The sequence below is a fragment of the Streptomyces sp. NPDC104381 genome (assembly GCF_055583745.1).
Map to the genome: position 1 here is coordinate 802,068 of NZ_JBVJNK010000003.1, position 14,627 is coordinate 816,694.

General features: G+C 72.0%; 13 protein-coding genes and 1 pseudogene. 11 read left to right on the forward strand and 3 right to left on the reverse strand.

Annotated elements, in window-relative coordinates:
• Positions 1–182: 182 nt before the first annotated feature.
• The 3 genes from ACZ607_RS12985 (at position 183) to ACZ607_RS12995 (ending at position 3,752) form a co-directional block, all read left to right on the forward strand.
• Positions 183–1,739, forward strand: coding sequence for an acyl-CoA synthetase (locus tag ACZ607_RS12985; RefSeq protein ID WP_469734696.1), 1,557 nt, complete (start codon positions 183–185; stop codon positions 1,737–1,739).
• Between the two features lie 285 nt (positions 1,740–2,024).
• The gene (locus ACZ607_RS12990; RefSeq protein WP_469734698.1) at positions 2,025–2,528 is read left to right on the forward strand and encodes a sortase; all 504 of its coding nucleotides are present in this window, start codon (positions 2,025–2,027) and stop codon (positions 2,526–2,528) included.
• Positions 2,529–2,765: 237 nt separating this feature from the next.
• The gene (locus ACZ607_RS12995) at positions 2,766–3,752 is read left to right on the forward strand and encodes a class F sortase (RefSeq protein ID WP_469734700.1); all 987 of its coding nucleotides are present in this window, start codon (positions 2,766–2,768) and stop codon (positions 3,750–3,752) included.
• A 143-nt stretch (positions 3,753–3,895) separates the two neighbouring features.
• On the opposite strand, the gene paaK is transcribed toward ACZ607_RS12995, so the two are convergent.
• A complete protein-coding gene (gene paaK, locus ACZ607_RS13000; protein WP_469734702.1) occupies positions 3,896–5,182 on the reverse strand; it encodes a phenylacetate--CoA ligase PaaK in 1,287 nt (428 codons plus the stop codon).
• A gap of 383 nt (positions 5,183–5,565) precedes the next feature.
• Between paaK and ACZ607_RS13005 the strand changes: the two genes are divergently transcribed.
• Entirely contained in the window at positions 5,566–7,089 is a 1,524-nt protein-coding gene (locus ACZ607_RS13005; protein WP_469734704.1) for an alpha/beta fold hydrolase, read from the forward strand.
• Between the two features lie 39 nt (positions 7,090–7,128).
• On the opposite strand, the gene ACZ607_RS13010 is transcribed toward ACZ607_RS13005, so the two are convergent.
• Positions 7,129–8,763, reverse strand: a complete 1,635-nt coding sequence (locus ACZ607_RS13010) for an FAD-dependent oxidoreductase (protein WP_469734706.1) — start codon at positions 8,761–8,763, stop codon at positions 7,129–7,131.
• 273 nt (positions 8,764–9,036) lie between these two features.
• On the opposite strand from ACZ607_RS13010, the gene ACZ607_RS13015 reads away from it, so the two are divergent.
• The 7 genes from ACZ607_RS13015 (at position 9,037) to ACZ607_RS13045 (ending at position 14,300) form a co-directional block, all read left to right on the forward strand.
• Positions 9,037–10,158 (forward strand): SchA/CurD-like domain-containing protein, encoded by a 1,122-nt coding sequence (locus ACZ607_RS13015; protein WP_469734708.1) that lies wholly within the window; start codon positions 9,037–9,039, stop codon positions 10,156–10,158.
• Between the two features lie 69 nt (positions 10,159–10,227).
• Positions 10,228–10,671, forward strand: a complete 444-nt coding sequence (locus ACZ607_RS13020; RefSeq protein ID WP_469734710.1) for a cupin domain-containing protein — start codon at positions 10,228–10,230, stop codon at positions 10,669–10,671.
• Positions 10,668–11,936 carry a beta-ketoacyl-[acyl-carrier-protein] synthase family protein gene (locus ACZ607_RS13025; protein WP_099171225.1) on the forward strand — a complete coding sequence of 423 codons (1,269 nt, stop codon included), beginning with the start codon at positions 10,668–10,670 and terminating at the stop codon, positions 11,934–11,936. Before ACZ607_RS13020 ends, ACZ607_RS13025 begins: the two co-directional genes overlap by 4 nt.
• Complete coding sequence (locus ACZ607_RS13030) at positions 11,933–13,192, forward strand: ketosynthase chain-length factor (protein WP_469734712.1); 1,260 nt, start codon at positions 11,933–11,935, stop codon at positions 13,190–13,192. Before ACZ607_RS13025 ends, ACZ607_RS13030 begins: the two co-directional genes overlap by 4 nt.
• A 16-nt stretch (positions 13,193–13,208) precedes the next feature.
• Positions 13,209–13,466 carry an acyl carrier protein gene (locus ACZ607_RS13035; protein WP_383193856.1) on the forward strand — a complete coding sequence of 86 codons (258 nt, stop codon included), beginning with the start codon at positions 13,209–13,211 and terminating at the stop codon, positions 13,464–13,466.
• A gap of 2 nt (positions 13,467–13,468) precedes the next feature.
• Entirely contained in the window at positions 13,469–13,948 is a 480-nt protein-coding gene (locus ACZ607_RS13040; protein ID WP_099171220.1) for an SRPBCC family protein, read from the forward strand.
• A gap of 19 nt (positions 13,949–13,967) precedes the next feature.
• Positions 13,968–14,300: a TcmI family type II polyketide cyclase gene (locus tag ACZ607_RS13045; protein ID WP_469734715.1), complete on the forward strand. Its 333-nt coding sequence runs from the start codon at positions 13,968–13,970 to the stop codon at positions 14,298–14,300.
• A 155-nt stretch (positions 14,301–14,455) separates the two neighbouring features.
• Here ACZ607_RS13045 and ACZ607_RS13050 read toward each other — a convergent pair.
• A pseudogene (locus ACZ607_RS13050) lies at positions 14,456–14,624 on the reverse strand (transcriptional regulator); the annotation flags it as partial.
• Positions 14,625–14,627: the final 3 nt, after the last annotated feature.

Sequence of the window (14,627 nt, forward strand, 5' to 3'; positions counted from 1 at the left end):
GAGGTTACTGTCACCGCCGTCGCCCGTGGGGTCCCTCGCGTAACAAAAGAATCTGACCAACCATCAGGCGCCGGGCGGGGTTCCGGTGTGCGGCGCGGCGCCCCCGGCCGGGCGCGCGGTCCGGGCCGACACGGGCGCTCCCGGCTCTTGACCCCCGGCGACCCGCCACCCAGGATCACGCCATGACAGGTGTACGCAGCAGCACAGTGGACGGTGTCCTGACCCGCAGCGCACGGCGCACCCCCGGGCGCACCGCCGTACGGTACGCCGAGCGGTCGTGGACCTACGCCGCCCTGGACGAGGCGGTCAGCACGGCGGCCGCGGTGCTGACGGACGCACACGGACTGCGCCCCGGCGACCGCGTGGCCTCCTACGCCCATAACTCCGACGCGTACCTGATCGCCTATCTGGCCTGCGCCCGGGCCGGACTGATCCATGTCCCGGTCAACCAGAACCTCACCGGCGCGGACCTGTCGTACATCCTCGGCCAGTCCGGCAGCGCACTCGTCCTCACCGACCCGGAGCTCGCCCCGCGCGTCCCGGCGGGCCACACGGTGCGGCCCCTGCGCGACGCGCCGGACTGCCTGCTCGGCGAGCTGGCCACCCCGCGCCCCTTCACCCCCGAACGCGAGCCCGGCGCCGACGATCTGGTCCAGCTGCTCTACACCTCCGGCACGACCGCCCAGCCCAAGGGCGCGATGATGACGCACGGCGCGCTGGTCCACGAGTACGTCAGTGCCGTCACCGCCCTCGACCTGCGGGCCACCGACCGGCCGGTCCACTCGCTGCCCCTCTACCACTCCGCGCAGATGCACGTGTTCCTGCTTCCGTATCTCGCGGTGGGCGCCGAGAACACCATCCTCGACTCACCGGACGCCGGCCGGATCTTCGACCTGGTCGAGGCGGGCCGGGCGGACAGCCTCTTCGCGCCGCCGACCGTCTGGATCGGACTCGCCAACCATCCCGAGTTCGCCACCCGCGACCTCCGGGCCCTGCGCAAGGCCTACTACGGCGCGTCGATCATGCCCGTGCCCGTGCTGGAACGTCTGCGCGAGCAGCTGCCGGAGCTGGCGTTCTACAACTGCTTCGGCCAGAGCGAGATCGGCCCCCTCGCCACCGTCCTCGGGCCCGACGAGCACGAGGGACGGATGGACTCCTGCGGCCGCCCCGTGCTCTTCGTCGAGGCGAAGGTGGTCGACGAGGACGGCAAGGAGCTGCCCGACGGCACGGCGGGCGAAGTCGTCTACCGCTCCCCTCAGCTGTGCCAGGGCTACTGGGACAAGCCGGAGGAGACCGCGGAGGCCTTCCGCGACGGCTGGTTCCACTCCGGCGACCTCGCCGTACGTGACCCGGAGGGCTACTTCACGGTCGTCGACCGCGTGAAGGACGTCATCAACTCGGGTGGCGTGCTCGTCGCCTCCCGGCAGGTCGAGGATGCTCTCTACACGCATCCCGCGGTGGCCGAGGCCGCCGTGGTGGGACTGCCCGACGAGCGCTGGATCGAGGCGGTCACGGCGATCGTGGTGCTCCGCGGTGAGGTCTCGGAGCCTGAGCTCATCGAGCACGCCCGCGGCGCACTCGCCCACTTCAAGGCGCCGAAGCGGATCCTGTTCGTCGCCGAACTCCCGCGCAACGCCAGCGGCAAGATCCTCAAGCGGGAGCTCCGTGACCGGTTCTCCGCATCCGGGACCGCGGTGGTTCGGGAGCCCGCCGCCCCGGCGCCGGGGACGCGGAGCTGAGCTCGCTCCCGGCGCTGGACGCGAACATCCGGCCGCCGCCGTCCGCAGCGGTGGCGGCCTGCTTACGCCGTTCGACGTCCGGGGTGTGATACCTCCTCAGCTGCCGTGCCGGAAACAGGTGACCTGCGAAAACGGGCGCCGACGCGGAGAGGTGCCGGGACCGGCCGGGTGACGGGGGCGGCCGGGTCGTGTTGCGGGGGTGACGGACTGTCGGTTGCCTCGACAGCGGAGCACAGCAGAGGTGCCGCGCAGACGGCCGGACCCTGCTCCCGTTGGAGGATCCACATGCGCAACACACGCATCGGTGCGGGTATCTGTCTGGCCGTAGGTTCTCTCGCACTCGCGGCCCCGGTCGCGGGAGCGGCGGCCGGGCCCTCCGGTGAACAGACCATTCGCATCACCCCGGCGCAGGCCTCGCCGGGCTCACAGGTCACCGTCAGCACCGGGGCCTGCGGCAAGGAGACCTACGGCAAGGGGACGTCCGAGGCGGGCGGGGCCTTCCACCTCTTCGCGGGCGACCGGCCAGGGGTACTCGTCGGCGTCTTCGACGTCCCGCCGGGCACCCGGCCGGGCACCGACACGGTCACCGTGAAGTGCCCGCCGCGCACCAGGATCACGGACACGTACCGGATCGTCGAACGCGCCCCCACCGGCGGGGTCGACGCGGGCTTCGGCACCCCCACCGACCGGACCACGCAGCTCGCCGCAGGCAGTGTGCTGCTCGCCGCGGCCGCGGCCGGGGGAGTGGTACGGCTGCGCCGCAGGACCGCAGCAGCGGCCGGTTCCTGACCGTACGGCGCGCCTCGTGCGGCGTACGACGCACCACGTGCAGGACGCGCGACGTACGAGGCGCGACGTACGAGGCGCGACGCACGAGGTACGACACACCACGCACTACGTGCGGCGCACGTCGTACGAGGCGCGACGCACGTCCTCCGGCCCGGACGCCGTCCCTGTCCGGGCCCGAGGACGCCCCTCCCCACCCGCTGCGAAGCAGAGGCACACGCGGAAGCCGAGGCACACGCGATGGAATCCGGGCGCACCACCAGCACGACACCCCCGCCGTTCCCGGCGGTCAAGCACCTCGTCTGGGCCCTGGTCGCGGGCACAGCGCTGGTGATCAGCGGCACGCGCGACGACCGGCCACCCCAGCCGCCGGCCGCCGGGAGCGCAGCCGTTGCCTCCGACCCCGCGCCGGCCGCCGGAACAGCCATCCCCGTGCCACCCGCCACCGCGTCCCCCGCGCCCGCCGCCGCTCCTCGGAGCCTCGGCATCGGGACGGCGTCCGGGCTTGCGGGAGTGCCCCTCCACCTGTTCGGGGAACGCCCGGCCCACGAACCGCCCTCCTATCTGCGCCGGCCCTCCACGACACCGGCACCGCTGTCCCGACCGCACTCCCGGCCGGTCCCTCCGGCCCCGCTGTGGACCGGCCCCACCCCCACGAGCCGCGAGGAGCACACCCCGGCCGGCGCGTCGGGCTCGCCCTCCACCGGCCCCGCACCTGGCCGCACCACCTCGCCCCTCCCAGCCTCCACACGACCTGCCGCGCAGCCGCTGCCGCCCTCGACGCCGCTCCGGCTGCGGATCCCGGCCATCAAGGTGGACGCGCCCATGATGAAGCTCGCCCTGAACGCGACCGGCTCCCTCGTCCCCCCGCCCGACAACAACCCCGTACTCGCCGGCTGGTACGCAGGCGGCACCGTGCCCGGAGCTGTCGGCACCGCCGTCACGGCCGGGCACGTCGACACGAGCATGGGGCCCGGTGTCTTCCACGGCCTGGGGTCCGTGCGCAAGGGCGCCACCGTCGACATCGTCCGCGCCGACGGACGCACCGCCGTGTTCACCGTCTACGCCGTCGGGGTCTACGACAAAGCGCACTTCCCCGACGACAAGGTCTACGGCCCCTCCACCCGGCCCGAACTACGGGTGATCACCTGCGGAGGCGCCTACGACAAGAAGTCCGGCTACCAGGACAACGTCGTGCTCTTCGCGGCCCTGACCGCCACGCGCTGAGCCCTGTTCCAGGACTACTCCCAGGAGTCTCGCCGTACCCGAAGGCCGCCGCCCCCGCGGCCCGCCCCCTCGGTCCCCGTTCGGACCACCCCCGGGCCTGCCCCTCGGACTCCTCAGCCCCCCCCTCGGCCTCCTCAGCTCACTCAGCCCTCCCTCAGATCGACGATCCGCTTGATCTTGCCGACCGACCGTTCCAGGGTCTCCGGGTCGACGATCTCGACCTCGACGCTCACACCGACCCCGTCCTTCACCGCCGCCGCGATGGAACGGGCGGCCGCTTCGCGCTCGGCCTTGGAGGCACCGGCCCGTGCCTCCGCCCGTACGGTCAGCGCGTCCATCCGTCCCTGCCGCGTCAGCCGCAGCTGGAAGTGCGGGGCGACCCCCGGTGTCCGCAGCACGATCTCCTCGATCTGCGTGGGGAAGAGATTCACCCCGCGCAGGATCACCATGTCGTCACTGCGCCCGGTGACCTTCTCCATCCTGCGGAAGACGCGCGCCGTGCCCGGCAGCAGCCGCGTCAGATCACGGGTCCGGTAGCGGATCACCGGCATGGCTTCCTTGGTGAGCGAGGTGAAGACCAGCTCGCCCTCCTCCCCGTCCGGGAGGACCTCACCGGTGAACGGGTCGACGACCTCCGGATAGAAGTGGTCCTCCCAGATGTGCAGCCCGTCCTTGGTCTCCGCGCATTCCTGCGCCACCCCCGGGCCCATCACCTCCGACAGCCCGTATATGTCGACCGCGTCGATGGCGAACCGCTCCTCGATCTCGCCGCGCATCTGCTCGGTCCACGGCTCGGCGCCGAAGATCCCCACCTTCAGCGACGTCGACCGGGGGTCCACCCCCTGGCGCTCGAACTCGTCCAGAAGGGTCAGCATGTACGAGGGCGTGATCATGATGATCTCGGGCCGGAAGTCCTGGATCAGCTGCACCTGGCGCGCCGTCATCCCACCGGACGCCGGAATCACGGTGCAGCCGAGCCGCTCCGCCCCGTAATGGGCTCCCAGCCCGCCGGTGAACAGCCCGTACCCGTAGGCCACATGCGCCTTGTGGCCCGGTCGCCCGCCCGCCGCCCTGATCGACCGCGCGACCACGTCCGCCCACGTGTCCAGGTCCCGCTCGGTGTACCCGACCACGGTGGGCCGGCCGGTCGTGCCGCTGGAGGCGTGGATCCGCCGGACCCGGTCCTCGGGAACGGCGAACATCCCGAAGGGGTAGTTGTCGCGCAGGTCGGCCTTGACGGTGAACGGGAAGCGGGAGAGGTCGGCGAGTGTGCGGCAGTCCTCGGGGTGCAGCCCCGCCTTGTCGAAGGCCGCCCGGTAGAAACCGACGTTCTCGTAGGCGTGCCGCAGCGTGGCCCGTAGCCGCTCCAGCTGCAGAGCTTCGAGCTCGTCGCGGCCGAGCCGCTCGCCGGCGTCAAGCAGCGCGGTCATAAGGATCATCCCCTCGCCGACCGGCGACCGACCATTCGGTCGCCTCCTGGGAGCAGTAATTCAGGAGGCGGGGGGTTCTGGCAAGGGGTGCGGTGCGCCTGTGGATAACTCCTGGTGGAAGCCCCGTCCGGGCCACCCGACACCGATGCCCCCGCCCGGGCCACCCGCACAGCCGCAGGGCAGCCGGACGGCCGTCCGGCCGCCGCGTCCTGCGCCCCGGTGCTCCCGGTGCCCCCGGCGCCGACACGCCGTGTGCGCGCCCCCGCGCCCGCATACAAGCGGTGGGCGGCGGGCGCCCGGACCCTGGTGGGACGCGGCCCTGACCCGATTCGCTCTTGGCGTACGCACCCGCGACGCGCCGCCCGCCCTGTTTTGATGACCGTATGCCGATCTTCAGCACATACGACGGAACCGAGCTCGCCTACCACCTGGTGGGCGAGGGCGAACCGCTGATCTGTCTGCCCGGCGGCCCCATGCGGGCGGCCCGCTACTTCGGCGACCTCGGCGGTCTGTCCCGGATGCGCCGGCTGGTGCTGCTCGACCTGCGGGGCACCGGGGACTCCGCCGTCCCGCACGACCCCTCGACGTACCGGATCGACCGGCTCGTCGACGATGTCGAGGCACTCCGCGCGCACCTCGGCCTCGAACAGGCCGACCTGCTCGGCCACTCCGCCTCCGGCGAACTCGCGGCGCTCTACGCGGCGAAGTACCCCCAGCGGCTGCGCTCCCTCACCCTCGTCACCCCCGGTACGGGCATCCTGGGCCTCCCCGCCACCGACCAGGACCGGCGCGACGCCGCCGAGCTGCGCGCCGACGAACCCTGGTACGCCGAGGCCAGGGCCGCGCTCGACGAGATCCAGGCCGGCCGGGCCACGCCCGGGACCTGGGAGGGGATCCGGCCGTTCATGTACGGGCGCTGGGACGCCGCGGCCCAGGCACACGCCGCCGAATCACCCGCGCAGCGCAACGCCGAGGCAGGCGCCCTCTACTACCCGGACAGCGGCCTCCTCGACACCGAAGCCGTCGTCGCCGCACTCCGCGAGCTGCAGGCGCCCGTGCTCGTCCTCGCGGGGGAGTACGACGGCGGTCCCACCCCCGACCGCGCGGCGGAGCTCGCCGCCGTCTTCCCCCACGCGGAGTTCGCCGTCCAGCGGGGCGCGGCCCACTTCCCGTGGATGGACGACCCCGGAGCCTTCGCCCGTACCGTCGAGGCCTTCCTCGACCCCGGCGTCCGCAGTGTGCAGGCGGGCGGGATCCGGCTCGCCTACCGCACCTGGGGCGACCCCGCGGCCCCGCCGGTCGTCCTCGCCCACGGGCGCGGCGGGAGCAGCCTGGACTGGACCGGTATCGCCGAACGGCTCGCGGCCCGCCACCGGGTGTACGCGCTCGACTTCCGGGGCCACGGCCTCAGCGACTGGCCGGGCCGCTACTCCTTCGAATTCTTCCGTGACGACCTGCACGCCTTCCTGGAGACCCGCAACCTGCCCGGAGCCACGGTGATCGGGCACTCCATGGGCGGCGCGGCAGCCCTGCTGCTCGCCGAGCGGCACCCGGCGCTCCTCGGCGCCCTGGTCATCGAGGACGCCCCCACCCTGCTCCCGCTCGACCCGCCCCGCCCGCCGGCCGAACGACCGGCGGGCGAGCTCGACTTCGACTGGCAGGTGGTCCCCTCCATCGACGCCCAGCTGAACGCCCCGGACCCGGCCGCCCGGGAGTGCCTGGGCGACATCACCGTCCCCGCGCTCGTCGTCGGAGGGTCCCGCAGCCACGTCGACCAGGAGCAACTGGCCTGGATGGCGACGCAGATACCCGCAGGGCGCTTCGTCTCCGTGGACGCGGGCCATCTGGTGCACGCCGACAACCCGGAGGCGTTCCTCGCCGCCCTCGATGCGTTCGGCGTCGGCTGACGGGCCCCGCCGGGGCCCGCCCGCCGTGCGTTCCGCGCGTCAGCCCCGGTGGAGCAGGGTCACCATGACCTCGTACAGCGTGGCCTCGGGGTCCGCCGCCGAGCCCACGGAGCGCCAGGCCACGAATCCGTCGGGGCGCACCAGCACCGCGCCCTCGTCGGACGTGCCGTGGGAAGCGGCCCAGTCGGCCCCCTCCCCGGACCGCAGATCGGCGTCCGGCGCGGAGCCGATCCCGAACGCCTCCAGCGGGACGGACAGACGCTTCGCCACCTGCTCCGTCGCCGTACGCCACTCCGGGTGGCGGGCGTCGCACAGCAGGACGAACGACTTCTCGTAGAGGTCCAGCGTCGAGACCCTGGCTCCGTCCCGGTCGAGCCACATGTGCGGCGCCCGGGTGCCCGGGTCGCCCGACAGGTTCATGCCGTCCGGCACCACCGGGAGACCGGGGTCGACGTCCAGCACGGCGCCCCGCACATAGCGGTAGCCGAGCGCGACCGTCAGCATGCCGCCCTTGCGCCCGCCGGTCGGGCCGGGTGAGCCGGCGTACCCCGGGTGGCTGTGCTCCCCCGAACGGGCCGACGCACGCGCACTCGTGGCCTTCGCCACCGGAAGCCGCTCCGCCTCGTACGTCTCGAGAAGCCCGGGCCCCGCCGCCTCGTCGATCACGGCGGCCAGCTTCCAGGCCAGGTTGTGCGCGTCCTGGATACCGGTGTTCGAGCCGAACGCCCCGGTGGGGGACATCTCGTGCGCGGAGTCACCGGCCAGGAAGACCCGGCCGGCACCGTACCGTTCGGCGACCCGCTCGGCGGCGTGCCACGGGGCCTTGCCCGTGATCTCGACGTCCAGGTCAGGGGCTCCGACCGCCCTGCGGATGTGGTCCGCGCACCGCTCGTCGGTGAAGTCCTCCAGCGTCTCGCCCCGGTCCGGCTGCCACGGCGCGTGGAACACCCACCGCTCCTCGTTGTCCACGGGCAGAAGGGCCCCGTCGGCGTCCGGGGTGGTCAGATAACAGACGATGAAGCGCCGGTCACCCACCACGGCGGCGAGACGGCGGGAGCGGAACGTGATGCTCACGTTGTGGAAGAGGTCCCCGGGACCCATCTGGCCGATGCCCAGCTGCTCCCGGATCGGGCTGCGGGGCCCGTCGGCCGCGACGAGATAGTCCGCGCGCACCGTGGTGTGCGCCCCGGTCTCCCGGTCCTTGATCACGGCGGTGACCCCGTCCGCGTCCTGCTCGAAGCTGAGCAGCTCGGTGGAGAACCGCAGCTCGCTGCCCAGCGCCCGGGCATGGTCGACCAGCACGGGCTCCAGGTCGTTCTGGCTGCACAGGCACCAGCCGCTCGGGCTGAACCTGGCGATGCCGCCGCCCGGGTCGATCTCCTTGAACAGCCACTCCTGGTCGTCGCCGGTGAGGGATCCGGCCTGCAGGATGCCGTGGTTGTCGGCCAGGACGGACGCGGCATCCCTGATCAGCTGCTCCGCCCCCGCGGTCCGGAACACCTCCATCGTGCGGACGTTGTTCCCGCGCCCCCGCGGGTGGGTCGAGGTGGCGCTGTGTTTCTCCACCAGCAGGTGACGGACTCCGAGCCGGCTCAGGAAGAGGGAGGTGGACAGGCCCACCAGGGAGCCGCCCACGATGAGGACCGGTACGCGGAGGTCGACGTTCTCGTTCATCAGTTGCTCCAGCTCGGACGCATGACGGATGCAGTGTCCATGCCCTCGCGGGACGCCTTCGGCCGGGCTTCGGCCGCCGCCTCACCTGAACGGTTCATAAATCTCGCGCCGCCCGTACCAGCGTTCCACGATCAGTCGCGGGAGCGCTGCTCGCGCTGCGGGGGTGGACCACACACGCCGGCGGGCGGAGACCTGTGCCGCTTCCACCGAAACCGACGGATGACGAGGGGCCACGGGACGTGGCCGCCGCACCGTCTCGAAGGAGAGCGAAAGATGACAACCCTCTCGGAACGGATATCTCAGTCCGCCTTCGACGGTTCGAGGCTCCGGGTCATACTGCTGCTGGACCTGCACGACGGCGCCCAGAACCAGTTCCTCGAGGCGTACGAGCACATGCGCAACCAGGTGGCCTCGATCCCCGGACACATCAGCGACCAGCTGTGCCAGTCCATCGAGAACCCCTCGCAGTGGCTCATCACCAGTGAGTGGGAGAGCGCCCCGCCGTTCCTCGCCTGGGTGAACAGCGAGGAGCACGTGGCGACGGTGCAGCCGCTGCACAGCTGCGTACGTGACACCCGCTCCCTGCGCTTCAGTGTTCTGCGGGAGACCGGGAAGGCGTTCGAGAGCACGCCCGAACCGGCTGCCAAGGGCCGCCTCCAGTCCGCCCCGCGGCTGGGCGACGGTGTCGTGCGGCACGCACTCACCTTCACGGTGAAGCCGGGCACGGAGGAGATGGTCGCGAAGCTTCTCGCCGACTACGACTCCCCGCAGGCCCGCGTCGACGAGAACACCCGTCTGCGCCGCACCTCGCTCTTCATGCACGGGAACCGTGTCGTGCGAGCGGTCGAGGTCGAAGGAGACCTCATGGCCGCGCTCCGCCACGTCTCCCGTCAGCCCGAGGTCAGGGCCGTCGAGGAGGCCATCAACCCCTACCTGGAGCAGGACCGCGACCTCAGCGACCCCGACTCCGCCCGGATGTTCTTCACCAGGGCCGCCCTCCCGACCGTCCACCACGTGAAGGCCGGACGCCACGCCCCCGAGGACGTCCAGCGGCACTCGCTGTTCTACCAGGCCAAGGAAGGCTGCGGCATGGCGCTGGCCAGGCTGCTCGCCGGCCAGGACGAGGAAGCGGCGAACGAGGCGTCGAGCCCGATCGAGAGCAGCACGATCTTCCAGCGCGACGACATCGTCGTACGGCTCCTCGAAGTGAGCGGCCCGCTGGACGCGCAGCCCACGCAGGCGCTCGGCATCGGTGGCCACCGCAAGGCGGCCATGCTCGGCCGGCTGCTCGACGGCGGTGCGAACGGACTGCCGACGACCGACCAGGAGGCCGCGCGCTTCCTCGCGCAGGCCGAGATGGACCTGATCACCGACCGTCGGGCCGCCGAGTCCTGATGCGTCAACGGCAGCGGGGCCGACCCGTGTTGCCGTCCCACCGCACAACGTGCCTGGAGGAGAACAGCCATGACCACCCACCGGCCTCGCATCGTGGACCTCAGCGAGACTCAGCCCAACCGCAGGCGCGGAGGCGACCTGCGCGCCATGCTCACCCCCACGGCGGTGGGCGCCACCAGCGGCTTCATGGGGCTGGCCATCGTCGCCCCCGGCGACCGGATCGGCGAGCACTACCACCCGTACTCCGAGGAGTTCGTGTACGTCGTGGACGGGCTCCTCGAAGTGGACCTGGACGGTGAGTCGCACCCGATGCGGCCCGACCAGGGCCTGCTGATCCCGCCGCACGTCCGTCACCGCTTCCGCAACGTGGGTGACGTGGAGGCGCGCATGGTCTTCCACCTCGGCCCGCTGGCCCCCCGCCCCGAGCTCGGGCACGTGGACACCGAGGTCACGGAGAACGCGGACTCCAGTGACGGCTACGCCCCGCCAGAACGAACGGGGGCGGCCTCATGACCCGGCGCGTGGCTGTCACCGGGGTCGGCGTCGTCGCACCCGGCGGCATCGGCGCCCCGGCTTTCTGGGACCTGCTCGCCAACGGCCGTACGGCGACACGGGGCATCACCCTGTTCGACCCGGCGGAGTTCCGCTCGCGGATCGCCGCCGAGTGCGACTTCGATCCCGTCGCGCACGGCCTGGACGCCGACCTGATCGCCCGCTCCGACCGCTACATCCAGTTCGCGCTGGTGGCGGCGAGGGAGGCCCTCGGTGACGCCGGGCTCGACCTCGAGAAGGAGGACCCCTGGCGCATCGGGGTCTCCCTCGGAACCGCGGTCGGCGGCACCACGCGCCTGGAGCACGACTACGTCGCCGTCAGCGGCAGCGGGGCGCGCTGGGACGTCGACCACCGGCCGGCGGGCGCCCATCTCGAGCGGGCGTTCGCGCCGAGCACCCTCGCCTCCGCGGTCGCCGAGGAGGTCGGCGCGCACGGCCCGGTGCAGACGGTCTCGACCGGCTGCACCTCCGGCCTCGACGCGATCGGCTACGCCTTCCACTCCGTCGAGGAGGGCCGCGTCGACATCTGCGTCGCCGGCGCGTCCGACACGCCGATCACCCCCATCACGGTGGCCTGCTTCGACGCGATCAAGGCGACCTCGGCGAACAACGACGACCCGGAGCACGCCTCCAGGCCGTTCGACGCCCGCCGGGACGGCTTCGTCATGGGCGAGGGCGGCGCCGTCCTCATCCTCGAGGAGCTGGAGCACGCCCGCGCCCGCGGCGCGACCGTCTACTGCGAGATATCGGGCTACGCCACGTTCGGCAACGCCTACCACATGACCGGGCTGACCACCGAAGGACTGGAGATGGCCGAGGCCATCAACACCGCCCTCGCGCATGCCCGGCTCGACGGATCGCAGGTCGACTACGTCAACGCGCACGGCTCGGGCACCAAGCAGAACGACCGGCACGAGACGGCAGCGGTGAAGAAGGCCCTGGGCGCACACGCGTACAAGGTGCCGATGAGCTCGATCAAGTCGATGGTGGGGCACTCCCTCGGCGCCATCGGCGCCATCGAGATCGCCGCCTGCGTCCTGGCCCTCAAGCACCAGACGGTGCCGCCGACGGCCAACTACGAGACCGCGGACCCCGAGTGCGACCTCGACTACGTACCCCGCACCGCACGGCCCCTCAAGCTGCGCAGTGTGCTCTCGGTCGGCAGCGGCTTCGGCGGATTCCAGTCCGCCGTCGCCATGACCAGATCAGGCGGGAGGACCCCATGAACGCCCCGGCAACTCCGGCACACCGCAGTTCCGTCATCACGGGGATCGGTGTCGTCGCCCCCAACGGGACCGGCGCCGGCGCCTTCTGGAAGCAGACCCAGGAAGGGGTCAGCGTCCTCGACCGCGTGTCCCGCGAGGGCTGCGAGAACCTCCCGCTGCGCGTCGCGGGCGAGGTCAGGGACTTTGACCCGGTCGCGTTCATCGAGGAGCGCTTCCTCGTCCAGACCGACCGCTTCACGCACTACGCGATGGCAGCCGCCGACCTCGCCCTGGACGACGCCCGGCTCGGCCGCGCGGACTACGAGGGCGCGCCGTTCAAGGTGGGCGTCGTCACCGCCGCCGGGTCCGGCGGCGGTGAGTTCGGCCAGCGCGAGCTGCAGCGGCTGTGGGGCGAGGGCTCCCGGTTCGTCGGTCCGTACCAGTCCATCGCCTGGTTCTACGCGGCCAGCACCGGTCAGATCTCGATCCGGGGCGGCTTCAAGGGACCGTGCGCCGTCGTCGCCAGCGACGAGGCCGGTGGCCTGGACGCGCTCATGCATGCCGCACGCTCCATCCGGCGCGGCACGGACGCCGTCGTCGTCGGTGCGGCCGAGGCGCCCCTCGCGCCGTACTCGGTGGTCTGCCAGCTCGGCTACGACGATCTCAGCCTCGCCGACGAACCGACCCGCGCCTACCGGCCGTTCACCGCGGACGCCTGCGGGTTCGTGCCGGCCGAGGGCGGTGCCATGCTGGTGGTCGAGGAGGAGACGGCGGCCCGCGAACGCGGAGCCAAGGTCCGGGCCGAGCTGGCCGGCCACGCCGCCACCTTCACCGGAGCGGCCCGCTGGGAGGAGTCCCGCGCGGGGCTTGCCCGGGCGATCGAAGGGGCGCTCCGCGAGGCGGACTGCGCGCCGGAGGAGATCGACGTCGTGTTCGCCGACGCGCTGGGCGTGCCCGCGGCCGACCGGGCCGAGGCACTGGCGATCGCCGACGCCCTGGGCGCCCACGGACGCCGGGTGCCGGTGACCGCGCCCAAGACGGGCACCGGCCGCGCCTACTGCGGCGCACCCGTGCTCGACACCTCCGCGGCGGTGCTCGCCATGGAACACGGCCTGGTCCCGCCGACGCCCAACGTCTTCGAGGTGTGCCACGACCTGGACGTGGTCACCGGGCGCGCGCGCCCCGCGGAACTGCGGACCGCCCTCGTGCTGAGCCGAGGACTCATGGGCTCGAACGCGGCCCTGGTGCTGCGGCGCCCGACCGACACCCCCCACTGAGAAGGAGCAGACCCCCGTGAACGATCGACTGACGTACGAAGAACTGGCCACGCTCATGAAGAACGGCGCCGGCCTGACCGTCGACCCGTCGGACATGGCCGGCCGGCCCGGCTCGGCCTTCGACGAGTACGGCCTGGACTCGCTCGGTCTGCTCGGCATCGTCGCCGCGCTCGAGAACCGGTACGGCCGTCCGCTGCCCGCCGACGCCGACCGGTGCAAGACGCCCGGCGAGTTCCTCGACCTCGTGAACAACACCCCAGTGACAGGAGTCTGAACGTGTCCGGACACACGGAGAACGAGATCACCATCGCCGCCCCCCTGGACCTCGTCTGGGACATGACGAACGACCTCGAGAACTGGCCGCAGCTGTTCAGCGAGTACGCCGCCGTCGAGGTGATCGAGCGGCAGGGCCAGAAGACGACCTTCCGTCTCACGATGCACCCCGACGACAACGGCAAGGTCTGGAGCTGGGTCTCCGAGCGCACCACGGACCGCCAGGGCCGCAACGTACGCGCACGGCGGGTCGAGCCCGGCCCGTTCCAGCACATGGACATCCGGTGGGAGTACTCGGAGGTGCCGGGCGGTACGCGCATGCACTGGCGCCAGGACTTCGCCATGCGCCCCGACGCCCCGGTCGACGACGCGTGGATGACCGACAACATCAACCGCAACTCCCGCGTCCAGCTGGAGCTCATCCGCGACAAGATCGAGCAGCGCGACCGGGAACGCCGCTCCGCCTCCGTCCCCGCCAACTGATGCCCCGAAAGGCAGCCAGATGCACCACGCACTGATCGTCGCCCGGATGGCGCCGGAATCGGCGCCGGACATCGCGAAGCTGTTCGCGGCCTCCGACAACACCGATCTGCCGCACCTCGTCGGCGTCAAGCGGCGCACCCTGTACCAGTTCGGCGACGTGTACCTGCACCTGATCGAATCCGAGCACCCCCCGGGCCCGGAGATCGCCAAGGTGACGGAGCACCCGGAGTTCAAGGCCATCAGCGACCGGCTGACCGCCTACGTGAGCCCCTACGACCCGGAGACCTGGCGCGGTCCGAAGGACGCGATGGCGCAGCAGTTCTACCGCTGGGAGAGCGACGGTTCCGCCTGACACACCGCCGATCGCTCCGGGTCCGACACCTGGAGCGTGTCTCGTCGACGGATCTGGTCGGTCGATCGGATGTGTCCGTCCGGTGGGTGATCAGTGAGGCGTTGCGGGACCGGATCGAGCCGTTCAAGCCGGCCGGTCCGGTCCGGTCGGCGTGCTCAGCGTGTGGGGTCGGTGGACCTGTCGCGGGCCGCGTCGGCACCCCAGCCGGCCAGTAGCCGCAACGCCTGCTCGGACGTCGAACCGGGTTCGGCGTGATAGCTGCTCAGCACCTACGAGCGGGTGGGGCAGACGCATGGTGCCGTGGGTCTTGTTCTTGACGTCGTGACG